The following is a 22,126-nucleotide window of genomic DNA, read 5'->3' on the forward strand; positions in this document are numbered from 1 at the left end:
AGCTCATGAGCGATGCGGTCGAAAAGGGCGTTGGCCTTGCGGCCTTCAACGTCATCAGCCTTGAGCACGGGGAAGCCATCATTGAGGCCGTCGAAGATACCGGCTTACCGGCGGTGATGCAGATCAGCGAGAACTGCATCAAGTTCCATGGCGGCCGGCTTACGCCACTGCTCAGTGGACTTGCGGCACTGGCAGAGTCCTCCACTGGACGGGTTTCCCTGCACCTGGATCACGTTGAAGATCAGGAGATCCTCACGCAGGCGGCCTCGGGTCCAATCACGTCCGTCATGGTGGACGCCTCCCGGCTGGGGTACGAGGACAACGTTGCAGCCACACGCAAGGCCGCCCGTTGGGCCCAGGCCCGCGGATGGCATGTCGAAGCAGAGCTCGGAGAAATCGGCGGAAAAGAGGGCGCCCACGCGCCGGGGGTACGCACTGATCCCGCCGAGGCAGCCAGCTTCGCCGCAGCGACCGGCGTTGATTCACTCGCCGTCGCTGTCGGCAGTTCCCATGCCATGACGGCGCGGACAGCGCGGCTGGACCACGAACTTATAGCTCGCATCAAGGCAGAAGTGGCGGTGCCGTTGGTGCTGCACGGCTCCTCGGGGGTGCCGGAGGATGAGCTGGCCGTGGCAGTGGAGTCAGGGATGGTGAAGATCAACCTGGGCACCATTCTGAACATCGCCTTTACGGGCGGAGTCCGGTCCGCCCTGACCGGGACGGATGTAGTGGATCCCCGCCGATACCTTGCTCCAGCGCGGCTGGAAACTGCACGAGTCGTAAATCGCTTACTCGGCGTCGTCTCCACGCGTCGGGCCGCTGTCCTATGAGCTCGCATCCCGATTACGGAATTTCATCAGGGGGGTACAGTGCCGTCATCGTGCCGGAGGGGGCTGCCGTTCGCAGGCTCACCCACGAGGGCCGTGACCTGATCGTTCCCTTCGCTTCCGGAGAGCCGATGCCTGATTACCGAGGTGCCATTGTTGCCCCTTGGCCCAACCGCATTCCTGATGGACGTTACAGCTTCGATGGCGTTAAACGGACAGTGCCAATCAACGAACCCTCCAGGGCGGCAGCACTGCATGGTCTGGTGTCACACGTTCCATGGTCCGTCTACCACCATGACGAGAGGAGCATCCGGCTGCGGTGCATCTTGGCTAAGAGCGAGGGATATCCCTTCGAGTTGGTACTCGATGTTGCCTATACCGCGGACCAGGCTGGGTTACATACGGTCGTTACTGCCATCAACACCGGCGAAAACCCGGCACCCTACGGGACTTGCCCGCACCCGTACCTGGTTGCCGGAAGCTCACCCCTGGACGACTGGCACTTGGAGTTGGGTGCGGCAACGTTTCTCGACGTCACACCGGACCGGCTCATCCCGCTCCAGCGCATGTCAGTTGACGGCACGGCATTCGATTACCGCCAACCCCGGCCCTTGGGAAGGACGGCAATAGACCACGCGTTTACTGATCTCATTGCCACTGCTGATGGAGGCCGTCGGATAAGGGTTTGGGATCCGGCCGGCACCGGAGTTGGGATGACGTGGGGAAAGTCCTGCCCATGGGTCCAGGTTCACACCGCGGACCATGTCATTCCGGAACGGCACCGGATCGGTTTGGCAGTGGAGCCGATGACCTGCCCACCAAACGCGTTCAACTCAGGCGAAGATCTTGTGGTGTTGTCCCCGGGGAAGGCCCACACGGCGGAATGGAGCATTCATGCGCTATGAAACAACGGGTTCCTCGTGCGGTGCGCCGCCACAAGCCCCAGCCGAACCACAGACCAATGCCCACCAGCTATCGGGCAAGACGGCCTTCATCACAGGAGCCAGCGGCGGGATTGGTGCGGCCATCGCTGAAGCCCTGTCCAGAGCGGGAGTCGCAGTCTCGATGGTTTCGCGTTCAGGACTGGGACCCGTACTTCCCAACAGCCTGGCTGTGGCAGCCGATGTCCGGGACCGCCGAGCCATGAAGTTTGCCGCAGAGAGAACGGCGGAGCACTTTGGCGGTATTGACATCGTCATAGGCAACGCCGGCGTGGGTTCCTGGGCACCCTTTAGCGAGACCTTGGACAGCGACGTGGAGGAAATGACAGACGTCAACGTGACCGGTCTCTTCAACACGGTGGGCGCTGCCCTTCCGTACCTTAAAGAGCGGGGCGCAGGGGACATCGTCACCGTAGCATCGGAGGCAGGCCGTCGCGGTCTGCCCGACGAATCCGTCTACGTTGCCACAAAGTTCGCCCAGGTCGGATTCACGCGTTCACTGGACCACGAGCTCAGAACCAGCGGTATCCGTTGCACCAACATTTGCCCGGGAGGAGTAGCGAGCAACTTTGGCATGGGACGAGGCCTTAGGCGGCCAGGAATGCCGGAGCTGGAGAACATGATGACCCCCGATGACGTAGCCGAAGTCGTCCTCTTCGCGCTCTCCAGGCCGAGACACCTGAGGATCCTTGAGGTCGCTTTCAGGCACATGTCTGAACAATCCTGGGGATAGTTGCGCCGCCTGCCCCTACTTCTTCTTCCCGCCCCGCTTCGCCGCAGCATTCATCGCCGACTTCACCGCAGGCGGCAGCCCCGCCGTCTCGGTCTCCGGCTCGGCAACTGTTCCGCGCCAACGGGCCAGGCCCTTCATGCCGTGGTAGATCACCAGGGCGGCGGCTGACCCCAGGGCGATACCCGTGAACTTCAGCTCGCCAATGGTCCATGTGTAGTCCGCGATGCCGATGATCAAGGCAACAGCAGCCGTGGTCAGGTTGATGGGGTTGGAGAAGTTGACCTTGTTCTGGACCCAGATCTTCACGCCGAGGACACCGATCATGCCGTACAGCATCGTGGCCGCGCCTCCCAGCACACCGGGCGGGACGGTCGCGATCAGTTCGCCGAACTTCGGCGAGAAGCTCAGTAGGATGGCGAAGATACCGGCCACCCAGTAGGCCGCCGTCGAATAGACCTTGGTGGCAGCCATGACACCGATGTTTTCCGCGTAAGTGGTGGTACCGGAACCGCCGCCGAGCCCGGCAAGTACCGTCGCGGCGCCGTCGGCCATCAGCGCGCGGCCGGAGACGCCGTCGAGGTTTTGGCCGGTCATCGCGGCTACCGACTTCACGTGCCCGACGTTCTCAGCCACCAGCACCAGCACCACCGGAACGAACAGGCCTACGACGCCGAGGTGGAACTCAGGCGTCTGGAAAGTGGGCAGGCCAACCCAGGCCGCGGCGTCCATCTTTTCGTAGGAAACCTCGCCGCGGATCATCGCAACGAGGTACCCCACCACAACGCCCACCAGAATGCTGAGGCGCCCCAGGATTCCGCGGAACAGGACGGATACCAGGATGATCGTGACCAAAGTGATGAGTGCGGTGACGGGGGCGGCGTCGAAGTTGTTCTTCGCCGCCGGCGCCAGGTTCAAGCCGATCAGCGCGACGATCGCGCCGGTAACGATCGGCGGCATCAGCCGGTTGATCCATTCGGCGCCGAACTTCTGGACGATCGCACCTATAAGCGCCAGTACGACGCCGGCAAGCACCACGCCGCCCAAGGCGCCGGCAACGCCGTACTGCTGCTGGGACGCCATGATCGGTGCGATGAAGGCGAAGCTCGATCCCAGGTAGCTGGGTACGCGGCCCTTGGTGATGACCAGGAACAGCAGCGTGCCGATGCCGGAGAAGAACAGGGTGGTGGCCGGCGGCATGCCCGTGATGATGGGGACAAGGAACGTCGCGCCGAACATCGCCACAACGTGCTGCATGCCGATGCCGATGGTCAGTGGCCAGGCAAGCCGCTCATCAGGGGCCACCACGTGGCCTGGGCGGATGGACTTGCCGTTGCCGTGGAGCTTCCATTTGGTGCCGAGCATGCTCATGGCGGGGCCTTCCTCAGAAGAGTAATGGGATTCGGTGCAACATTACCGCCAAACCAGACACAATCGCCGCGCGCAGACTGCGCTACCTCGGAACCAGCCTGAAGAGGAACTTCGTTTTCACCATCACCCAGAGAATCGCGAGCAGTGCGACGTAGACAGCGGTGTTCAGCCAGAGGTTGCCATCCCGGAGGGCCGGGATGTTGGCGATGGCCACGATGAAGAAAACATGCATGATGAACACATACAGCGTGGCTTGCCCGAGTGGCACGAAAAACCAGCCCACAGCGCGTGAGAGCGGCTTCCAGAATGCACTCAGCAGCGCATAGAGGGCGATGGTGATGAGAATGACGTTCAACACGCGTCCTATGCCGAGATAAGTGCGGCTGAAGTGGGTGTCGTAGAGGTACCTGAAGGTGGCGTCGGGGATGAGCGCGAGCCGCACGTCGAGCTGGTTGGTCAGGTAGGGGCCGCTCCAGGAGAAGATCGCGCATGCAGCAGCCAAGAAGATGCACACCCCAAGAAGAATCCGCTGACGCGGGTGCGCGAACCAATCGATGATCCGTTGGCGGTGGAAGCCTGCCGTCATGCCGAGGACAAACAGGACCTGCCACACAAGCAGGGGAAAGGAATCCTCGAACTGCGAGGGGAGCAGCCGGAACCGGAAGACCGACCCGGCGATGTACAGGGCCGCGCTGATGGTGAGCACCAGCCACGTCAGTCCCCGGGAGAGAGCCACCAGGATCAAAGGACTGATCAATAACAAAACCACGTACAGGCCCATGATGTTGAACTGCCACGGGCCAACCTGCAACAACAGCAGGGCGGGAATCAAGCCCTGTGGAACCGGGAATTGCAGCAAGCCCTCCATCCCGGCATACAGGTCGTAGGTCGTACCGGCCGCTGAATGCCCTGCAGCACCCGTTCCTTGATCCGTGAAAGTGGTCACTGCCGCCGCGTTGATGAAGGGGAGCAGACTCAAGACATACACGATCAGGACGACCGCCAACGCGGTGAAGTACAGTTTCGAAGCGCGCTTGGTGGTCCCGTCCACCACATCTCCCAGTTCCGTGGCGATGCGTGGCCCGTAGACCATGCCCAGCACCGCTCCTGAAAGCATGACGAAGAGCTCCGCCCCGGAGACGACGCCAATGGTCTCCTGGCTCAGCAACTGGAAGACAGAGTTGATGCCCACGTGATTCACCACCACAAAGACGATGGCCAAACCACGAAGCATGTCGATCCGGGCGTCACGCTTTCCGGACCCGGTGTAGGACCACCTGTTCGGCGCAGCCCTCGAGGAGAGAAGCCATAACGCGGCCACTGCCACCAGGACAGACCCTGCAGTCGCCCATGCAGCCCACCCCCGGAGAGTTGTTCCGGACTTCGCTTGTGGTGCCTCAAGGCCCGGAACGTCCTTCAAGCCCTTTTCGGTGACAGGACCCACTGCCAGGCCCGAGGTGTCCAGGGAAGACCTGAAGGGAGAAGCCAGGGATGGTTGCGTGGTGGCACGCCAGTCGATGGAAACCTTGCTCTGATCGCGGGCATCGGTAGTTTCGTTCCAGACCACTGCGCGGACGGCACCGTTTTCGGGCTGAGCTACGGAAGCGAAGACCTGGTGCCACCACGTTTGCTTGACTTCAATCTCGGCCGCGCCCCCGGCCCCGGGGGAGTAGAACGCGCCGGTCTCAATCAGGAGCGGCTTGTTCCTGGCCTGGACATAGCTTCCATAAAAGTTGTCCGTTCCTGTGCCGCCACTGGAGGCATGCAGGGCGTCATTGAACTCGCCGGCGTCGGGGACGGTGTTGTTGGCGGCTCCGGCTCCTGTGGTGTCGTGGTAAATCGACAGGCCGATCCAGTCCACAACGTCATCACCGGGGTAGTACGGGTCAAAAGCCGAGTCGTCCATGTCCCAGATCCCGTTGCCGTTGGTGTCCAACGAACCCAGGGGAACTCCCTTGGGCGGGGTGGAAGTAGCCGACCGGAAGGGGTAGTCCTTCTCAGCTGTCGGAGACCACACCATCACGGGATCGGCCAGGCTGCCCCGGAGGGCAACAGCAACCCGGCCGAACGCGGCCCGGTAGGCGTCCGGTTCCTGGCCCCAGCCCACCCAGGGCGTGTTCATGTCCGGACCGAAACGGACGAACACCTTCCCCCTGAAGCCGGCTGCCGCCGTCGTAATTTGACGCGCAAAAGTGGTGGCGACGTCGTCGGTAATGTCCTGCAAGGGGATGCCCGGGCGGACGGTCAGGAGCGCATGTGAGCCTTGGTCGGCCACCTGCGCGAAGTAGCCCTTGAGGTATTCGCGGCCGCCGTCGTCCTCGGGGAGGGCCACGTTCTGCCCGTAGAGGGCCGCGGGGGCTCCCAACCGCTGTGCGTAATCGGCAGCTGAGTCCTTGTTCCAGTCCAGCAATGCGCCGAAGTACCGCTTGTCGGGATCGTCGTCCTGCTGCCCCACCGAGCCCCAGGCATGCGTGGACGGAAGGAGGAACGCCAAGAGCATCAGGATGACAACCATCAGCGCCCGTCGAGGGGCCGCTAGGGGAAAGGTAGGCATCAGGCCCCTTCTGGTGTCGTCATTCCCACGGCTGCGGCGTCCGCACAGTTCCGCGGCAGCCCACAGGCACGATGGTACCGACTTTCCCGCTGTGCCCAATGTCACGCACCGTCATGGGAAGAGGACAGCGGAAGTTGAAGTTGCAACCATGGAAAGCAGAAGTGCCCGGCCGGCTCAGTGTCAGGGCCCAGCGAAAGGTTCACGAATGACGATCGCCCACGAAGAAGCAGTCATTGACGCCGCAGCAGTCGACGCCATTTTTGCCGAAGCCCGTACCGCCAACAGCTTCTCCGGTGAGGTCACCGAAGAGCAGGCACGGGCCATCTACGAACTCACGAAGTTCGGCCCCACCGCCTTCAACTCCCAGCCCCTCCGCGTGACCTACGTCCGCTCGGACGAGGCCCGCGCCAAGCTGGTCGACCACCTGTCCCGCGGCAACCAGGCCAAGACCGCCTCCGCTCCGCTGGTCGCCATCCTCTCTTACGACACCGACTGGCAGGGCCAGTGGAACAAGTTCCTCCCCGCCTACGGCGCCCCCAAGGCCATGTATGACGAGAACGCCGAACTCGCCGCTGCTACGGGCAACAACAACGCCCACCTGCAGGCCGGCTACTTCATCCTGGCCGTGCGCTCCCTCGGATTCGCTGCCGGCCCGATGACCGGCGCCGACTTCGCCGCCATCGACGCCGAGTTCTTCCCGAACGGGGACCAGAAGAGCTTCCTCATCGTCAACATCGGCCAGCCCGGCCCGGACGCCTGGGGCGAAGCCAAGCCGAAGTTCGCTTACGAGGACGTTGTCCGCACGGTCTGACCCTCGCAATCCTCACAACGCTCCTGCACTTGAGTGCAGGAGCGTTGTGGTTTAAGCGGTTGGGATGTGAGAGAGCGTGGGGGGTGTTGCACGCTCTCTCACGTCCCGGGGTTTGAACGGGAACGCTCGATCACATCCCGCGCGGTTAGGCGATGACGCCGTCCACCAGGGCCTTGGCCTCCTGCTGGACCTGTGCCAGGTGGTCCGCGCCCTTGAAGGACTCGGCGTAGATCTTGTAGACGTCCTCGGTGCCTGAGGGGCGTGCCGCGAACCAGGCGTTCTCGGTGACAACCTTGAGCCCGCCAATGGACGCACCGTTGCCGGGAGCCTCGGTGAGCTTGGCGGTGATTTCCTCGCCGGCAAGGGAAGTGGCGGTGACATCCGCTGCAGAGAGCTTGCCCAGCTTGGACTTCTGCTCGCGCGTGGCGGCGGCGTCGATGCGGGCGTACACCGGTGCCCCGAACTGGTCCGTCAGCCCCTTGTACAGCTGCGAGGGAGAAGATCCCGTGACAGCCGTGATCTCCGAAGCAAGGAGGGCCAGCAGGATGCCGTCCTTGTCAGTTGTCCAGACGCTGCCGTCGAGCTTGTTGAACGAGGCACCGGCTGACTCCTCGCCACCGAAAGCACCTTCGCCGGAGAGCAGGCCGGGCACGAACCACTTGAAGCCCACGGGCACCTCAACGAGCTTCCGGCCAAGGCCCGCGGCTACGCGGTCGATGATCGAGGACGAAACCAGCGTCTTGCCCACCACGGACTCCGGGTTCCAGCCGCTGCGGTTCCGGTACAGGTAGTCGATGGCGACGGCGAGGTAATGGTTCGGGTTCATGAGGCCACCGTCGGGCGTCACGATGCCGTGGCGGTCGGCGTCGGCGTCGTTACCGGTGGCGACGTCGTACGCGGCCCCGCCGGAACCACCTGCGGACATGCGCTTGATCAGCGATGCCATGGCCGACGGCGAGGAGCAGTCCATGCGGATCTTCTCGTCCCAGTCGAGGGTCATGAAGGCCCACTGCGGGTCGACGGTGGGGTTTACCACGGTGAGGTTGAGCTGGTGGCGCTCGCCGATCTCGCCCCAGTAGTCCACGGATGCGCCGCCCATGGGGTCGGCGCCAATGCGGACGCCGGCGTCGCGGATGGCGTTGAGGTTCAGCACGGACGGGAGGTCGTCCACGTAGCTGCTGAGGAAGTCGAACTTGCCGGTGGTGTCAGCAGCCAGGGCATCGTTGAGCGGCATGCGCTTGACGCCGCGCAGCCCATTCTCCAGCAGCTGGTTGGCGCGATCGGCAATCCATCCGGTGGCATCCGTGTCGGCCGGCCCGCCGTGCGGGGGGTTGTACTTGAAGCCGCCGTCAGCGGGAGGGTTGTGGCTTGGAGTGACCACGATGCCATCGGCCTGCGGAGTGCCGGGGGCTGCCTCGCGGTTGTACTTGAGGATTGCGTGGCTCAATGCGGGTGTGGGTGTGTAGCCGTGGCGGGCATCAACCAGTACGGTGACGCCGTTGGCGGCCAGCACCTCCAGGGCGGAGTTCTGCGCCGGCTCACTCAGGGCGTGGGTGTCGCGTCCGATGAACAACGGCCCGGTGATGCCCTGACGGCCACGGTATTCAACGATCGCCTGGGTGATCGCGAGGATATGGGCCTCGTTGAAGGAGGCCTTCAAACTGGATCCGCGGTGCCCTGACGTTCCAAACGCCACGCGTTGCGCGGGATCGCCCAAGTCCGGAGCTACGTCGAAATACGCGTCCAGCAGGGCTGTGATGTCAACAAGGTCCTGGGGAAGGGCAACTGTGCCCGCTCGGCTAGCCATGGGGTCCAGCATGCCAGACCAGAGGCCCGGCTGACACGAAATGTCCGTGATCCGGCCCCTGTGACGCCGAATGGCGGACATCCGTGGAGATTTCGCCCAAAGGTTCACTTCGCGTTTACCATCAGTGACCTTAGTGACTCATTGCCTCTGCATTGCTTGTCCACACTCGGCAAGCGCGCTGCCTTATATGCAGGCGCCCACGGCGGTAGTGTTGGGATCAAAGACCACTTTTCAGGGGGATTCCTATGACAGATCAGCCAGCCAAGGGCAACGAGGACAAGCCGGCCGGGTACGAGCCGCCGCAGTACGTTCCGCCGGCCCAGTTCAGCGCTCCCGAGCAGAGCCAGCCGAGCGCTCCCGTTCCGCCGTCGTACGACCAGGGCAATGCCACGCAGCCGATCCCGCCGTACGAGCAGAACTCCTACGGCCAGCAGAGCTCCTATGGCCAGCCGCCCGCGCAGGAGCCGTACACCCCGGGTGACTACAGCCAGCAGCCCGCCTCGCCCTATGGCCAGCCGCCGAGTCCTTACCAGCAGCAGGCTTTCGGTCAGCAGCCCTACGGCCAGCCGCAGTCTCCCTACGGCCAGCCTGCCTACTACGCCATGCCCGCCCAGCCCAAGGGCCTGAGCATTGCGAGCCTGGTCTGCGGAATCGCCATCTACGTCGGCTTCGGCTTCATCATCGTTCCGCAGATCGCGGCAGTAGTACTCGGCCACCTCGCGCTGAAGCGCGAACCCGCGGGCAAGGGCATGGCGATCGCCGGTCTGGTGATGGGCTATCTGGGCATCCTGCTGACCGTGATTTTCGGCATCATCATCATCATCGGCATCGGCGCAGCAAGTACCAGCAGCCGGTACGGCTACTAGAAACGCACGACGGCGCCCCTTGCCTCAGGCCGGATTCCCACCTGACGCAAGGGGCGCTGTCGTCGATTAACGCGGTTCCTAGCGGACGCCGCCCATCAACTTCTTGATCGCCGGAGTAGCTGCAGCCAAGGCAACGGCCAGGACCACTGCGACGCCGCCGATGCCCAGGAAGTACGGGAGCTCGTCGGCCGGGTTGTACAGGCCGGCCAGGATGCCGGCGAGAGTTGTGCCGAGCGAGACCGACAGGAAGAACAGCGCAACCATCTGCGTGTGGAAGGCTTGCGGGGCCAGCTTGGTGCTCACCGACAGGCCGATGGGGGAGAGGCACAGTTCCGCGAGGGTGAACAGGAACAGGATTCCCACGAGTGCCAGCAGCGGCGTCTTGCCTTCACCAGCGAGCGGGATAAACGCCAGGAACGCCAGGCCCATGATGAACAGGCCCATGGCGAACTTGAGGGGCGAACTCGGCTGCTTGGAGCCCAGCTTGGTCCACAGCGCGGCCATGACCCCGGCGAAGATGATGATGAAGACCGGGTTGATGGACTGCACCCACGCGGCAGGCATTTCCCAACCAAACAGGTTGCGGTCCAGCTTTTCCTGCGAGTAGACGGCAATGAACGTGAACTGCTGCTGGAACAGTGCCCAGAACGCCGCCGACGCAATGTACAGCGGGATGAACGCGACAACGCGCTTGCGCTCCACACGGGTGACCAGAGGGCTGCGGAAGATCAGGAACAGGTAGATCACCGAGGCGCCAATGGCCGCGTATGCCATGCTGCGGGCGAGGTTGTTGGCGTTGACGATACCAGTGCCCAGCAGCGCGCCGATGACGATCAGGATGCCCAGGAAAATGAGCCCGTAACGTGTCCGGTCCTTGCCCGGCAGCGGGTTGGGAACGCGGTGTGCTTCCTCGGGCAGCCGTTTGCGGCCCAGCGAGTAGATGACCAGGCCGATTGCCATGCCCACAGCTGCAGCGCCGAAGCCAACGTGGAAGCCGAAGCTGGTCTGCAGGAAACCTGTGACCAGCGGGCCGATGAGACCGCCGATGTTGATGCCCATGTAGAAGATGGAGAAGCCGGCATCGCGGCGCTCGTCTTTTTCGCCGTACAGGCTGCCGACCAAGGCTGTTGCGTTGGCTTTCAGGCCGCCGGAACCGACACCCACCAGAACCAGGCCGGCAATCAGGCCCGGAATGCCCGGGAGCAGGGCCAGTGCGATGTGGCCGGCCATGATCATGATGGCCGAGCCGAAGAGGACCTTCTCGGAACCGAAGAGGCGGTCGGCCAGCCAGGCGCCGAGGATCGTGGACAGGTAGACGCCGCCACCGTAAGCGCCCACCAAACCAGCGGCGAGTCCTTGGTCAATGGCCAGTCCGCCCTGTTCGGCGGTGAAGTACATGTAGTACAGCAGGATGCCCTGCATGCCGTAGAAGGAGAATCGCTCCCACATTTCCACGGAGAAGAGGCTGGCCAACATCTTTGGGTGGCCGAAAAATGACGTATCGCCCGCTGGTTTAACGGGCTCAGCCGTGGTTTGGGGTGTGCTCATTTTCTTAATGCTGGCACTGACTGCGGGCATTGTCACATCGATGAATGCCCCAGGCAAGCACCTTCCATATGCTAGACAGCCTCCGTCGCAGCCTCCAGGGAGCGGGCAATTTGGAGAAGCCGCAGCTCAGAACCAGCTGGCCCGATGAGCTGGATTCCCATGGGCAAGCCCGCTGCGGTGGTGTGGACCGGAATGCTGATGGCGGGCAATCCGCACACGTTCACCATGGAACTCCACGGCGCGTACTGGCATTGACGTTTGTAGTCCTCATCCGCGTCGCCTGCCCACGCGCTCGGCCAAGGATCGCCGCTGTGCCCTCCGCCGGTGAACCATCCGATGGGCCGGGGCGTCTGCGCCAGGGTAGGCATCAGGATCAGGTCCCACTGCGCGTACTGGGCAATGGTGTCGTGCTCGAATTGCCGAAGGAACCCCAGAGCTTCATCCACCTTCAAGACGCTTCGCTGTTGCGCCCTGCGCCTGAATGTCCTGGTGAGGGGCGTCAGCAAGGGCTCGCGCTGGGGTGCTATACGGGCATTTCCGACGCCGGCAGTCCAGGCCGCGGTGAAGGCTTCCGGATAACGGTTGTCGTAGCGGATTTCGGCCTCGCCAACACTGTGACCGGCTTCCGACAACACCTTTATGCCCAGGTCCAAGGCGTCCAGTGCATCTTGCTCGATCCCGAAGGGGTAGACGCGAGCCCATGGGCTGTCCAGGCTTACGCCGATTCTCAGGGGCTCCGGCGCCCGGCCAACGTTGGCGAGGTAGCCGCCGTCGGGCGCTTGATCCCGGGGGACCAGCGCGTCCAACAGCAACGCTGCGTCCGACGCGTTTCGCGCGAGTGGCCCGGCCACCACCAACTTGGCCGCGTCTCCGGCGCTCGCCCCCGCGGGGACCAGCCCCCGTCCCGGCTTCAGCCCCACCAAGCCGCAGGCTCCGGCGGGAATCCGGATGGACCCGCCGCCGTCGGTCCCGGGCGCGAACGGCACGAGCCCCGCAGCCACCGCGGCAGCGCTGCCACCCGAGGACCCGCCGGAGCTTCGAGCCAAGGAATGCGGATTGCGCGACGGCGGTGCGATGCGGTTTTCGCTGTAGGCCGTCAGCCCGAACTCCGGGACCTGGGTCTTGCCCAGCGAGATCACGCCCTGCGCCTTCAGGGTTGATGCCAAAGCCCCGTCTTCGGGTGCTGGTTTGTGTTCCAAGGCCGCGCTGCCGTGGGTGGTCGGGACGCCGGCAACATCGGTGAGGTCCTTGAATGCTGTGGGCAGCCCGTGCAGCAGCGGCAGCTCCTCCAGGCGACCTTCCTTGGACAGCCGGGCATGGCGGGTATCGGCGGTTCGGGCGTCCATGAGGGCCTGATCCGCGGTGACGGTGATGAAGGCGCCGAGCTGAGGGTTTCGTGCCTCTATTGCTGAGATGAAATGCGTTGCGGCCTCCCTGGCCGAGAGCTCGCCGCTGGCCATGGCATCACGGAGCTGGACGGCAGTTTGCTTGGAAAGGTCCTGCATCGATGGATCAGCCAAGGAAACGAGACTCCAACCGTTCCTCCACAGCAACAGCGTCCACGCTCTCGCCGGCTCCGGCCGTCACACGGAAAGCGGCCTTGTTCTTGACCTCGGACACCACCTCTACGAGTTCCGTACCCCGGTAAACCAGCCCCACGCCGTCGTCCGTGCAGTGGGTCTCGCCGAGCGTGCCGTTGGCCACCAGCTTGTGGATGGCGGGTGCGCGGCGGAGCTCCGAATCGTAGTGGACCCCGTTGCCGTAGGGGAGGAAGCCCAGGGAATCCGTGACGGGGCGCAGCTCGGGGCCATAGGAATCGGTCACGCCGCCCTGGTACCAACAGATGGATCCGGCCGAAACTCCGGCCAGCACGACGCCGCCCTCCCAGGCCTTGCGCAGGATCCGGTCCAGCCCGTGGGCACGCCACACAGCCAACAGGTTAACCACGGATCCGCCATTGACCCAGACGACGTCCTGCTCCAGGAGATGGGCTTCGGGATCCTCGATGTTCGGAATGGTGAAGAGGTTGAGGTGGCTGAAGTCGAACCCGGCAATGCGCGCGGCCTGGTCCATTTCCGCAGCCCACCACCGCTGATCGCCGGAGGCCGTGCCAATGTGCGTCACCTTGGGCGCGCGGCCGGTCACTCCGGAGAGTTCCACCGCGTAGTGCACCAGATGGTTGAACTCGATCCGGGTCCTGGCACCCGGCTTGTAGCCGCCGGATGTAGCCAGAATCGTGGGTTGCCCAGCAGCCATGGGTTGCTCCTAGTAGCCGGTCTCGGGGGTGTGCTTGAAACCCAGTCTTAACGCCAAGGCCACTGTGTGCAAGCGAAGACAGCAGCCCCGTGCCTGCGGCAGGTCCATGCGACTAGGCTGGATGCTGACTTCAATCGATGGGAAGGATCCACTATGAGTGACTTCGATACCGTGCCCGTGGGCGACATTCCGGCCGATGCCAGCATCCTGGACGTCCGCGAGGACTACGAGTGGGTGGCCGGCCACGCGGAAGGTGCACGCCACATTCCCATGGACCAATTGCCGGCACGTCTGGATGAACTTGATCCGGACGAGGACTTCTTCGTGATCTGCCGGACGGGTGGCCGGTCGTTCCGTGCAGTGCAGTGGCTGGTGGGCCAGGGTTACTCGGCCGTGAACGTGGCCGGGGGCATGGATATGTGGTTTGAAGCGGGCAAGCCAATGGTTTCGGACAACGGCCTCAAGCCGGTAGTCCTTTAGTCTCCACGTATATAACCAGCAAGGAATACTCGATGTCAGCAGCCACGTACACCTTCCTCGGACCTGAGGGCACGTTCACTGAAGCGGCCCTCCTGCAGGTTCCGGGCGCTGCTGAGGCAACCCGCATTCCGTGCACCAACGTCAATACGGCGCTGGAACGCGTTCGCGTCGGCAAAGCAGACGCAGCCATGGTTCCCATCGAAAACTCGGTGGAGGGTGGCGTCACGGCTACCCTGGATGCGATCGCCACGGGACAGGAACTCCGGATCATCCGGGAGGCCCTGGTTCCCATTACCTTCGTGCTGGTGGCGAGGCCCGGCGTCGAACTTTCCGACATCAAGCGCGTCTCGACGCACGGCCACGCCTGGGCTCAGTGCCGCTTGTGGGTGGACGCGAACCTGCCCGGGGTGGACTACGTGCCGGGTTCGTCGACGGCGGCGGCAGCCATGGGACTCCTGGAGGATGACGCCCACTACGAGGCTGCCATCTGCGGCCCGCTGATCGCCGCCGACCAGCCCGGACTCAACATCCTGGCGACGGACATCGGGGATAACCCGGACGCCGTGACGCGGTTCATCCTGGTCAGCCGGCCCGGTGCGCTGCCGGAAAGGACCGGAGCCGACAAGACCACCGTTGTTGTTCCTCTCCCGGAAGACCACCCAGGTGCGCTCATGGAGATCCTGGACCAGTTCGCCTCCCGCGGCGTGAACCTCAGCCGCATCGAATCAAGGCCTACCGGGCAGTACTTGGGCCACTACTTCTTCAGCATCGACGCCGACGGCCACGCCTCGGATTCGCGGGTGGCCGATGCCTTGGCAGGGCTGCACCGGATCAGCCCAGCGACGCGCTTCCTGGGCTCCTATGCCCGCGCGGACAAGCAGGAGGCTGTGGTGGCTCCGCACACGTCGGACGCCGCGTTCGCCTCGGCACATGCCTGGGTGGACGCGATCCTGAAGGGTTCCTAGCCCTTCTCCACAGGGCGCGGCTGGCCTACTTTCCCCTTGATGGTTCTGTGCGTATGCTTGCCTGATCCATAAACGATGGATGAATGCGTCAACGAAAGGAGCGGTCATGTCTGTCCACCGGGATGACAAAGACGGCCAGGGCATGATCGTCAATCCGAAGCCCTCAGGCGAGAACCAGGACGACTGGAATGGCGATGAGGCCGATCGTGCGGACCGGCTCCGCTTTGAAGAAGAACAAGCAATGATCAAAGAGCAGGCCGAGGCCCGTGCGGCTGCCAAAGCCGCTACTGAAGAAGCCGAAGAAAACGCTGCCGAGCCCGACGTGGGCTCGATCTAGGCGATCTGCACCTTAGGTACCCGTACCAGCAGTGACCCTGGCTCCACCTGGACGGTGACCGTCGTCGCTTCACCCGACGGATCGCCGTCGAGCTGTGTCGCCATGGGTTCCTGGCTGCGGATGACAACCCTCCCGGAGCGGTAGAAGCTCATCATGGGCAGGTTCCTGTTGTGCTTGAACAGGATTTTTGCGTACATCGCGAGCCAGCCGAATGCACTGCGTGGGCTCATCACCACGATGTCCAGCATCCCGTCGTCGATCATGGCCTGGGGGATGAAGTCGATGCCCCCGGGGATCAGGCCGCAGTTGGCGAACAGGACACTGCGAATCTTACGGGCCTGCTCCGGCTCGTCATCCAAGGTGATGGTGACGCGTTTTCGCCTACCGGGAAGGTGCCGGACACCGGCCTCCGTATAGGCCAGCCAGCCGACGCTTTTCTTCAGGTCTTCTTTGGTGTCGCCAACAACCTCGGCGTCCAGGCCCATGCCGGCGATGACCAGGAACGTGTGTTGGCCGGAGACTCCTGTGATGTCGTTTTCGATCCCCATGGTGGCGGTGTCGATGTAGCGCTGATGGCCGAACAGAGCCGTCTGGATGCATTCGGCGAGGTTTGTGACGTCCAGATCCACGTTGCGGGCCAGGAGATTTCCTGTGCCCAGCGGAATCAAGCCCATGGCCACGTTCTTGTGCGCCAGCGACTCAGCCACCACGCGCACGGTACCGTCGCCACCGCACGCAAGAACGACGTCGGCCCCGTACGCCAGTGCCTGGCGCGACTGTCCGTAACCGGGATCTTCCACGGTGGTTTCGAAGAATTTCGGGGCGTCCCAGCCCGCAAGGTCGCAGGCGTCGATGATGGCCTGGCGTGCCACCTCAGCGTTGTTCTTCACGGGATTGAGGATCACGGCGACCTTCTGGTCCCCCGGGCCGGGCTTGTGGGCGTCCTCGCGGACCGCGCTCCTGATATGCCTGGCTTTCAACCGGCGCACACCCCACCAGCTCGAGACGGCAAAAGCCACGCCCCCAGCGAGAATCACATACAGGATCCAGTCGTTCATTGTGCTTCAACACTATTCGATACTCTTGTGTGGTGATCGACGTAAAAGACCTCACCGAAAATCCGGACAAGTTCCGTGCCAGCCAGCGCGCCCGTGGCGCCGACGAGTCTGTTGTGGACGCGATCATTTCCGCTGACTCCGATCGCCGTGCTGCACTGGTTCGCCACGAAACCCTCCGTGCCGAACAGAACGCTTTCGGCAAGAAGGTGGCCCAGGCCAAGGGTGAGGAGAAGCAGGCCCTGCTGGCTGAGGTCAAGGAGCTCGCTAACTCGGTGAAGGCTGCGTCCGCGGAAGCCTCCGCTGCCCAGGCCAAACAGGATGAACTGCTGCGTGTCATTCCGAACCTTGTGGTGGACGGCGTCCCCGAGGGCGGCGAGGACGACTACGTGGTGGTCAAGACCGTTGGCACTCCGCGCGAATTCACGGACTTTGAACCCAAGGACCACCTGGAAATCGGCGAACTTATTGGCGCGATCGACATGGAGCGCGGCGCAAAGGTCTCCGGCTCACGGTTCTACTTCCTCCGTGGCGTCGGTGCCCGCTTGGAAATGGCTCTGCTGCAGATGGCCATGGACCAGGCGATCGAAGCCGGCTTCGTGCCCATGATCACCCCCACTTTGGTGCGCCCCGAGACCATGCAGGGCACCGGTTTCGATGTAAAGCACGACGCCGAGATCTACCGTCTCGCTGAAGACGACCTTTACCTCGTGGGAACCTCGGAGGTGGCCCTCGCCGGGTACCACGCCGACGAGATCCTGGATCTCTCTGCCGGCCCCATCCGTTACGCCGGCCAGAGCTCCTGCTACCGCCGTGAGGCCGGTTCGCACGGCAAGGACACCCGCGGCATCATCCGCGTGCACCAGTTCAACAAGGTGGAGATGTTCATCTACACCACGGTTGAAGACGCTGCTGCCGAGCACGAGCGCCTGCTTGCCTGGGAAGAGGAGATGCTGGCCAAGTGCGAGCTTCCGTACCGCGTTATTGACACTGCTGCCGGCGATCTCGGCATGTCCGCAGCCCGTAAGTTCGACTGCGAAGCCTGGGTTCCCACCCAGAACGCCTACCGCGAGCTCACGTCCACATCCAACTGCACCACCTTCCAGGCCCGCCGCCTGAACATCCGCGAACGCGTGATCAACGACGAAGGTGTAGCCAAGGGAACCCGGGCAGTGGCAACGCTGAATGGCACCCTGGCCACGACCCGTTGGATCGTCGCCATCCTTGAGCACCACCAGAACCCGGATGGTTCCGTCAACGTGCCCAAGGCGCTGCAGAAGTACCTCGGCGGCCTTGAGGTCCTGCCGGTTCTCTAGAAGGGCTTGCGGGCGACGGCGATCAACTCGCCCTGCCCGCTGCCCACGCTTTCGCCGGCCCAGCCGCCGAGGATGCGTTCCACTGTGAAGCCGGCTGCGCCCAGATCCCGGCGCAGTTGCGCCTCCGTGCGGAACGCAAGCACTGAGGTCTCTGTCTCGACGCTGCCTTCGTCATGGACACGGTATTCGGTGAGGGTAACGAGTCCCGCGGCAGGCCGATGGCTGTCCATCCAGGTTTCCACCGCGGTGCCGTCGGGAAGGATGTGCCGGCGCTGCGTCTCCGTCGGAGTCCAGCGCTGCCAAGCCCGGGCTGCGGGGTCGCGGGAATCGAAGGCCAAACGGCCGCCGGGTGCAAGCGCCCGGTGTACGTCGGCAAGCGTGCGGGACCATTCGCCGTCGTCGTAAATCGCTTGGGCGACGTGCGCCGTCATGATGGCGACGTCGAAAACTGTATTTTCAGGGATCCGTGACGATGTGCCCTCGACCCACGTGACACCTTCCGCGCCGGTTTTCCCGCTGGCGGCCTCCAGCGAGCCAGGATTGGGGTCGATGCCCACCACGGTGTGTGCGTGGGCGGCTACCGCCAGGCTGATCCTGCCCGTCCCGCAACCGAGGTCCAGAACACGCCGGTTTGCTTGTTCGTTCACGAATCCCAGGAAGAAGTCGTCGTCCTCTGCCCATTGGTTTTCGGCGTCGTAAAGTGCGGCGAGTTGGGCGGGGCTCAATCCTGGACGCATCCGCCCACCCTACCCCTTGTCCGGAGACTCCCGATCCGACAAACCGGGCACAAAAAAAGGAAGGGAATTATCCCTTCCATACTCAATGTATAACCCACCCCGGGGCTTGCGGCAAGGCCCCCCTGGTGCCGAACAATTGATCCTCGAACCCCATCACCAATGTCAAAAGGGAGTCGTGGGATGCCTGAAAAAAGCCGCTTGGGAACCAGTGTTTTTGACTTGCCGGAGCACTTGGAACGCAAAGCCGATTCGCAGCTGATCGGCGCCGATGAGAGACAGTTCGATGCTATTGCAGCCAGCCTCGAGGAAGCCATCGCTGAGCAGTCCAACCGGCTGGAGGCCACCCGCAAACTGCCCGGCGGCAGGGGACAAGCGGCCTTGGACCGCGATCAGGAGATCCACAGGCTTACGTCGCGGCTGCGGGCACTGCGCCGTTTCGGGATGGATTTGTGCCTCGGGCGCATGGTTGCTGAGGGGAACCCTGAACCCGTGTACGTGGGCAGGCTGGGCCTCACGGACAGCCAGGGGAAGCGGCTCCTGATCGATTGGCGGTCACCAGCGGCCGAGCCATTCTTCGGGGCAACGCACGCCAATCCCATGGGACTGGTGAGCCGGCGCAGGTATCGCTGGACACGCGGCCGCGTAACGGACTACTGGGACGAAGTGTTCACCGCCGAAGGTATGGTGGGAAATTCCGCGCTGGATGACCAGTCCGCCTTCATCGCGAGCCTGGGCAGCAGCCGCTCGCCTCGAATGCGGGATGTCCTGGGAACCATCCAGGCCGACCAGGACCGGATCATCCGCGCCGGCTCGCGTGGGGCATTGGTGGTCGACGGCGGCCCCGGAACCGGTAAGACGGTGGTCGCCCTGCACCGAACGGCCTATCTTCTGTATTCCGATCCCCGGCTCAGCCACCGCAACAACGACAGGCGCAGCGATGTCCTCTTCGTCGGCCCGCACCAGCCCTATTTGGCGTATGTGGCTGATGTCCTTCCAAGCCTTGGGGAGGAAGGTGTTCAGACGTGCACCCTGCGGGACCTCGTCCCGGAAGGTGCCGCGGCCGCCGTCGAACGTGATGCTGAGGTGACGCGGCTCAAATCCTCGGTCGAAATGGTCAAAGCGGTGGAACGCGCCGTGAGGTTCTACGAAGAACCACCAACCGAGGGCATGGAGGTGGAGACGCCCTACGCCGACATCTGGCTGGGCAGCGACGATTGGGCGGAGGCCTTCGACGCCGCCGAGCCCGGAACCCCGCACAATGAAGCCCGTGACGATGTCTGGGATGCGTTGCTTGAAATCCTGGCGGACAAGCTGGGTGAGCACGATGTTCCGGAGACCATGCGGCGCAGGGCGTTGAGCCGGAGTGCGGAGCTGCAGTCGGCCTTCAACAGGGCGTGGCCGCTGCTCGACTACGCGGCGCTGGTAGCCGACTTGTGGCGTGTGCCGGCGTACCTGCGGCTGTGCGCTCCACACCTGCAACCGGCCGAAAGGGATCTGCTTCGCCGCGAAAATCCGGAAGCGTGGACCACTGACGACCTCCCTCTGTTGGATGCGGCGCGGCTGCGCCTGGGCGATCCAGAGGCATCCACACGGCGGCGGCGGCAGGCGGCAGTCCTTGCGGCGGAGCGTGAGCTTATGGACCGGGTGGTGGATGATCTCATTGCAGCTGATGACTCCGAGAACCTGGAAATGTACATGCTGCGCGGCGACGACATGAGGGAGAAGCTGACCGGGCAGGACGTTGTGGAAATGCCCGATCCGGACGTTCTGGCCGGACCTTTCGCGCACATCGTGGTGGATGAGGCCCAGGAACTGACGGACGCGGAGTGGCGAATGCTCCTGCTGCGCTGCCCGTCTCGTAGCTTCACGGTGGTGGGGGACCGGGCGCAGGCCCGGCACGGCTTCACGGAATCGTGGGAAGAACGCCTTCACCGCGTGGGAATGGACAACGTGTCCCTGGCCAGCCTCAGCATCAACTACCGCACACCCGAAGAGGTCATGTTGGAGGCCGAGCCGGTGATCAGGGCCGCCCTCCCGGACGCCAACGTTCCAAGCTCGGTGCGGAGCAGCGGGGTCCCCGTGATCCACGGGGCCAAGCGGGACCTGGCAGCGATCCTGGAGACGTGGCTTAAGGCGCACAGTGAAGGCACAGCCTGCGTCATCAGCCAGCCGGCGCTGGAAGCGGGTTCGCAGCGGGACCGGGTCAGCCTCCTCACTCCGGAGTTGGCCAAGGGCCTTGAGTTCGATCTTGTGGTGCTCCTCGACCCTGACGATTTCGGCGCAGGGATCGAAGGGGCCGTGGACCGGTATGTGGCGATGACGCGGGCAACCCAGCAGCTGGTCATCCTCACGAGTACGCCCTGAGGACAGTATTCATGCGCCGTTAATCCTCCGCTGTGGCGCCGGTCCTAGTTCAGCGTCGGAGGTGTCTGGTCTACTGGAAGCATGACTATTTTGACTGATACTCCAGTTGCTGGCATCGAGGACCAGCCCAATAAGAACAACAAGCTCATGATCGCCCTGGACGTCGATGGCACGTTGGTTGACCACGATGGCCACATGACTCCGGAGGTCCGCTCAGCCGCCCAAGCAGTGGTGGCCAAGGGACACGACGTCATGATCGCCACCGGACGTTCCCTTAACGCCACCTTGCCCATCATCGAAAAAATCGGCATGGAACGTGGGTATGCGGTGTGCTGCAACGGCGGCGTCACCCTCCGGCTGGATCCCACCCTTGAGACCGGCTACGAGATCATCCACAAGGCCACGTTCGATCCCGCTCCAGCGTTGAAAGCGCTGCGGGAGCGGCTGCCCAACGCCAAGTACGCGCTTGAGGACGAGGACGGCAACTTCCTTTCCACGGAGCGCTTCCAGGACGCCAGCTTCGGCGTGGAATCCATCGGCGTCGATTTCCAAACAATGCTGGATTCCGTGGCCGTCCGCGTGGTGGTCTTCAGCAGCGAGAACACATCGGATGAGTTCAACGAGGCCATCAGCCACATCGGGCTCTCCGGGGTCACCTACTCCGTGGGCTGGACGGCGTGGCTGGACATCGCCGCTGAAGGCGTCACCAAGGCCAGCGCCTTGGAGGCCCTCCGCCGTCGGCTCGGCGCGGACCGGGCCAACACAGTGGCCGTGGGCGACGGCCGCAACGACATCGAGATGCTCACGTGGGCCGGCCGCGGCATCGCCATGGGCCAGGCTCCCGATGAGGTGCTCGCCGTTGCGGACGAGGTCACCGCGTCAGTGCTCGACGACGGCGCCGCCTTGGTTCTGCGCGGCCTGCTGTAGGTGCCGCTCGGCACGGCTCTCGCCGGAACTGGCGGGATTGGGCGACCAATGCGCCGCCAGCCGACGAGACGCCTCGGTCGCGGTTGTTTCGGCCCGGCTGCCATGATGCCGTGCCGCCGCTTTCATCCCCTTGCATGGCAGAAGAAATCGTCTCTTGTGGCGACCCGCGATCACTGCCACACTGGGCAGATCGTCACGCCGCTCCCTCGATAGCTTGAGGAGGCCACGAGGCGG

At 63.7% G+C, this 22,126-nt stretch carries 19 protein-coding genes; 11 read left to right on the forward strand and 8 right to left on the reverse strand.

All coding sequences use genetic code 11. The features are described 5' to 3' along the window. Window positions 1-5: 5 nt before the first annotated feature. From N5P29_RS00520 to N5P29_RS00530, 3 genes are read left to right on the forward strand one after another with little or no spacing between them, the layout of a single operon-like run. Window positions 6-830 carry a class II fructose-bisphosphate aldolase gene (locus tag N5P29_RS00520; protein ID WP_262276772.1) on the forward strand — a complete coding sequence of 275 codons (825 nt, stop codon included), beginning with the start codon at window positions 6-8 and terminating at the stop codon, window positions 828-830. Continuing rightward, window positions 827-1,732: an aldose 1-epimerase family protein gene (locus N5P29_RS00525; protein ID WP_262276773.1), complete on the forward strand. Its 906-nt coding sequence runs from the start codon at window positions 827-829 to the stop codon at window positions 1,730-1,732. Before N5P29_RS00520 ends, N5P29_RS00525 begins: the two co-directional genes overlap by 4 nt. Then, window positions 1,722-2,501, forward strand: a complete 780-nt coding sequence (locus N5P29_RS00530; protein WP_262276774.1) for an SDR family oxidoreductase — start codon at window positions 1,722-1,724, stop codon at window positions 2,499-2,501. Before N5P29_RS00525 ends, N5P29_RS00530 begins: the two co-directional genes overlap by 11 nt. 15 nt (window positions 2,502-2,516) lie before the next feature. Here N5P29_RS00530 and N5P29_RS00535 read toward each other — a convergent pair whose 3' ends face one another. Together N5P29_RS00535 and opgC are read right to left on the reverse strand one after the other, a co-directional pair. Continuing rightward, window positions 2,517-3,869: a uracil-xanthine permease family protein gene (locus N5P29_RS00535; protein WP_262276775.1), complete on the reverse strand. Its 1,353-nt coding sequence runs from the start codon at window positions 3,867-3,869 to the stop codon at window positions 2,517-2,519. Between the two features lie 82 nt (window positions 3,870-3,951). Then, window positions 3,952-6,423 (reverse strand): OpgC domain-containing protein, encoded by a 2,472-nt coding sequence (gene opgC, locus N5P29_RS00540; protein ID WP_262276776.1) that lies wholly within the window; start codon window positions 6,421-6,423, stop codon window positions 3,952-3,954. A gap of 205 nt (window positions 6,424-6,628) precedes the next feature. Between opgC and N5P29_RS00545 the strand changes: the two genes are divergently transcribed. Next, the gene (locus tag N5P29_RS00545; protein ID WP_262276777.1) at window positions 6,629-7,234 is read left to right on the forward strand and encodes a malonic semialdehyde reductase; all 606 of its coding nucleotides are present in this window, start codon (window positions 6,629-6,631) and stop codon (window positions 7,232-7,234) included. 145 nt (window positions 7,235-7,379) lie between these two features. On the opposite strand, the gene pgm is transcribed toward N5P29_RS00545, so the two are convergent. Further along, window positions 7,380-9,041 (reverse strand): phosphoglucomutase (alpha-D-glucose-1,6-bisphosphate-dependent), encoded by a 1,662-nt coding sequence (gene pgm / locus N5P29_RS00550; RefSeq protein WP_262276778.1) that lies wholly within the window; start codon window positions 9,039-9,041, stop codon window positions 7,380-7,382. A gap of 245 nt (window positions 9,042-9,286) precedes the next feature. Here pgm and N5P29_RS00555 point away from each other — a divergent pair, with 245 nt between their 5' ends. After that, window positions 9,287-9,907 (forward strand): DUF4190 domain-containing protein, encoded by a 621-nt coding sequence (locus tag N5P29_RS00555; protein ID WP_262276779.1) that lies wholly within the window; start codon window positions 9,287-9,289, stop codon window positions 9,905-9,907. A 78-nt stretch (window positions 9,908-9,985) separates the two neighbouring features. Here the strand turns inward: N5P29_RS00555 and N5P29_RS00560 are convergent, their stop codons facing one another. Genes N5P29_RS00560 through N5P29_RS00570 form a run of 3 tightly spaced genes read right to left on the reverse strand, consistent with a single transcriptional unit; the run spans window position 9,986 to window position 13,711 of the window. After that, window positions 9,986-11,485, reverse strand: coding sequence for a peptide MFS transporter (locus tag N5P29_RS00560; protein WP_262278632.1), 1,500 nt, complete (start codon window positions 11,483-11,485; stop codon window positions 9,986-9,988). Window positions 11,486-11,526: 41 nt separating this feature from the next. Then, complete coding sequence (locus tag N5P29_RS00565) at window positions 11,527-12,960, reverse strand: amidase (RefSeq protein WP_262278633.1); 1,434 nt, start codon at window positions 12,958-12,960, stop codon at window positions 11,527-11,529. 7 nt (window positions 12,961-12,967) lie between these two features. Further along, a complete protein-coding gene (locus N5P29_RS00570; RefSeq protein ID WP_262276780.1) occupies window positions 12,968-13,711 on the reverse strand; it encodes a Type 1 glutamine amidotransferase-like domain-containing protein in 744 nt (247 codons plus the stop codon). Between the two features lie 153 nt (window positions 13,712-13,864). On the opposite strand from N5P29_RS00570, the gene N5P29_RS00575 reads away from it, so the two are divergent. The 3 genes from N5P29_RS00575 (at window position 13,865) to N5P29_RS00585 (ending at window position 15,493) form a co-directional block, all read left to right on the forward strand. Next, the gene (locus N5P29_RS00575; protein WP_144660051.1) at window positions 13,865-14,191 is read left to right on the forward strand and encodes a rhodanese-like domain-containing protein; all 327 of its coding nucleotides are present in this window, start codon (window positions 13,865-13,867) and stop codon (window positions 14,189-14,191) included. A 32-nt stretch (window positions 14,192-14,223) separates the two neighbouring features. Beyond that, window positions 14,224-15,156: a prephenate dehydratase gene (pheA, locus tag N5P29_RS00580; protein ID WP_262276781.1), complete on the forward strand. Its 933-nt coding sequence runs from the start codon at window positions 14,224-14,226 to the stop codon at window positions 15,154-15,156. A 106-nt stretch (window positions 15,157-15,262) separates the two neighbouring features. Then, on the forward strand, window positions 15,263-15,493 hold the full coding sequence (locus tag N5P29_RS00585; RefSeq protein ID WP_144660049.1) for a hypothetical protein: 231 nt from the start codon (window positions 15,263-15,265) through the stop codon (window positions 15,491-15,493). Here the strand turns inward: N5P29_RS00585 and N5P29_RS00590 are convergent. Beyond that, the gene (locus tag N5P29_RS00590; protein WP_262276782.1) at window positions 15,490-16,551 is read right to left on the reverse strand and encodes a diacylglycerol/lipid kinase family protein; all 1,062 of its coding nucleotides are present in this window, start codon (window positions 16,549-16,551) and stop codon (window positions 15,490-15,492) included. The genes N5P29_RS00585 and N5P29_RS00590 overlap by 4 nt on opposite strands. A 32-nt stretch (window positions 16,552-16,583) precedes the next feature. On the opposite strand from N5P29_RS00590, the gene serS reads away from it, so the two are divergent. Beyond that, complete coding sequence (gene serS / locus N5P29_RS00595) at window positions 16,584-17,864, forward strand: serine--tRNA ligase (protein WP_262276783.1); 1,281 nt, start codon at window positions 16,584-16,586, stop codon at window positions 17,862-17,864. On the opposite strand, the gene N5P29_RS00600 is transcribed toward serS, so the two are convergent. After that, window positions 17,861-18,601 carry a class I SAM-dependent methyltransferase gene (locus N5P29_RS00600; RefSeq protein WP_262276784.1) on the reverse strand — a complete coding sequence of 247 codons (741 nt, stop codon included), beginning with the start codon at window positions 18,599-18,601 and terminating at the stop codon, window positions 17,861-17,863. The two genes, serS and N5P29_RS00600, sit on opposite strands and share 4 nt — an antisense overlap. A gap of 180 nt (window positions 18,602-18,781) precedes the next feature. Here N5P29_RS00600 and helR point away from each other — a divergent pair, with 180 nt between their 5' ends. Both helR and N5P29_RS00610 read left to right on the forward strand, forming a co-directional pair. Further along, window positions 18,782-20,965, forward strand: a complete 2,184-nt coding sequence (gene helR, locus N5P29_RS00605) for an RNA polymerase recycling motor ATPase HelR (protein WP_262276785.1) — start codon at window positions 18,782-18,784, stop codon at window positions 20,963-20,965. Between the two features lie 81 nt (window positions 20,966-21,046). Beyond that, on the forward strand, window positions 21,047-21,892 hold the full coding sequence (locus N5P29_RS00610; protein ID WP_262276786.1) for an HAD family hydrolase: 846 nt from the start codon (window positions 21,047-21,049) through the stop codon (window positions 21,890-21,892). Window positions 21,893-22,126 lie beyond the last annotated feature (234 nt).

Origin of the sequence: Paenarthrobacter sp. JL.01a (genome assembly GCF_025452095.1) — a bacterium.
Lineage (GTDB): Bacteria > Actinomycetota > Actinomycetes > Actinomycetales > Micrococcaceae > Arthrobacter.

Coding starts and splice junctions, on each gene's coding strand:
- N5P29_RS00535 (WP_262276775.1), bottom strand. CDS start 3,869: ATGAGCATGCTCGGCACCAAATGGAAGCTCCACGGCAACGGCAAGTCC.
- N5P29_RS00585 (WP_144660049.1), top strand. CDS start 15,263: ATGTCTGTCCACCGGGATGACAAAGACGGCCAGGGCATGATCGTCAAT.
- pheA (WP_262276781.1), top strand. CDS start 14,224: ATGTCAGCAGCCACGTACACCTTCCTCGGACCTGAGGGCACGTTCACT.
- opgC (WP_262276776.1), bottom strand. CDS start 6,423: ATGCCTACCTTTCCCCTAGCGGCCCCTCGACGGGCGCTGATGGTTGTC.
- N5P29_RS00530 (WP_262276774.1), top strand. CDS start 1,722: ATGCGCTATGAAACAACGGGTTCCTCGTGCGGTGCGCCGCCACAAGCC.
- pgm (WP_262276778.1), bottom strand. CDS start 9,041: ATGGCTAGCCGAGCGGGCACAGTTGCCCTTCCCCAGGACCTTGTTGAC.
- N5P29_RS00555 (WP_262276779.1), top strand. CDS start 9,287: ATGACAGATCAGCCAGCCAAGGGCAACGAGGACAAGCCGGCCGGGTAC.
- N5P29_RS00600 (WP_262276784.1), bottom strand. CDS start 18,601: ATGCGTCCAGGATTGAGCCCCGCCCAACTCGCCGCACTTTACGACGCC.
- N5P29_RS00570 (WP_262276780.1), bottom strand. CDS start 13,711: ATGGCTGCTGGGCAACCCACGATTCTGGCTACATCCGGCGGCTACAAG.
- N5P29_RS00590 (WP_262276782.1), bottom strand. CDS start 16,551: ATGAACGACTGGATCCTGTATGTGATTCTCGCTGGGGGCGTGGCTTTT.
- N5P29_RS00575 (WP_144660051.1), top strand. CDS start 13,865: ATGAGTGACTTCGATACCGTGCCCGTGGGCGACATTCCGGCCGATGCC.
- N5P29_RS00560 (WP_262278632.1), bottom strand. CDS start 11,485: ATGCCCGCAGTCAGTGCCAGCATTAAGAAAATGAGCACACCCCAAACC.
- helR (WP_262276785.1), top strand. CDS start 18,782: ATGCCTGAAAAAAGCCGCTTGGGAACCAGTGTTTTTGACTTGCCGGAG.
- N5P29_RS00520 (WP_262276772.1), top strand. CDS start 6: ATGAGCGATGCGGTCGAAAAGGGCGTTGGCCTTGCGGCCTTCAACGTC.
- N5P29_RS00565 (WP_262278633.1), bottom strand. CDS start 12,960: ATGCAGGACCTTTCCAAGCAAACTGCCGTCCAGCTCCGTGATGCCATG.
- N5P29_RS00610 (WP_262276786.1), top strand. CDS start 21,047: ATGACTATTTTGACTGATACTCCAGTTGCTGGCATCGAGGACCAGCCC.
- N5P29_RS00525 (WP_262276773.1), top strand. CDS start 827: ATGAGCTCGCATCCCGATTACGGAATTTCATCAGGGGGGTACAGTGCC.
- N5P29_RS00545 (WP_262276777.1), top strand. CDS start 6,629: ATGACGATCGCCCACGAAGAAGCAGTCATTGACGCCGCAGCAGTCGAC.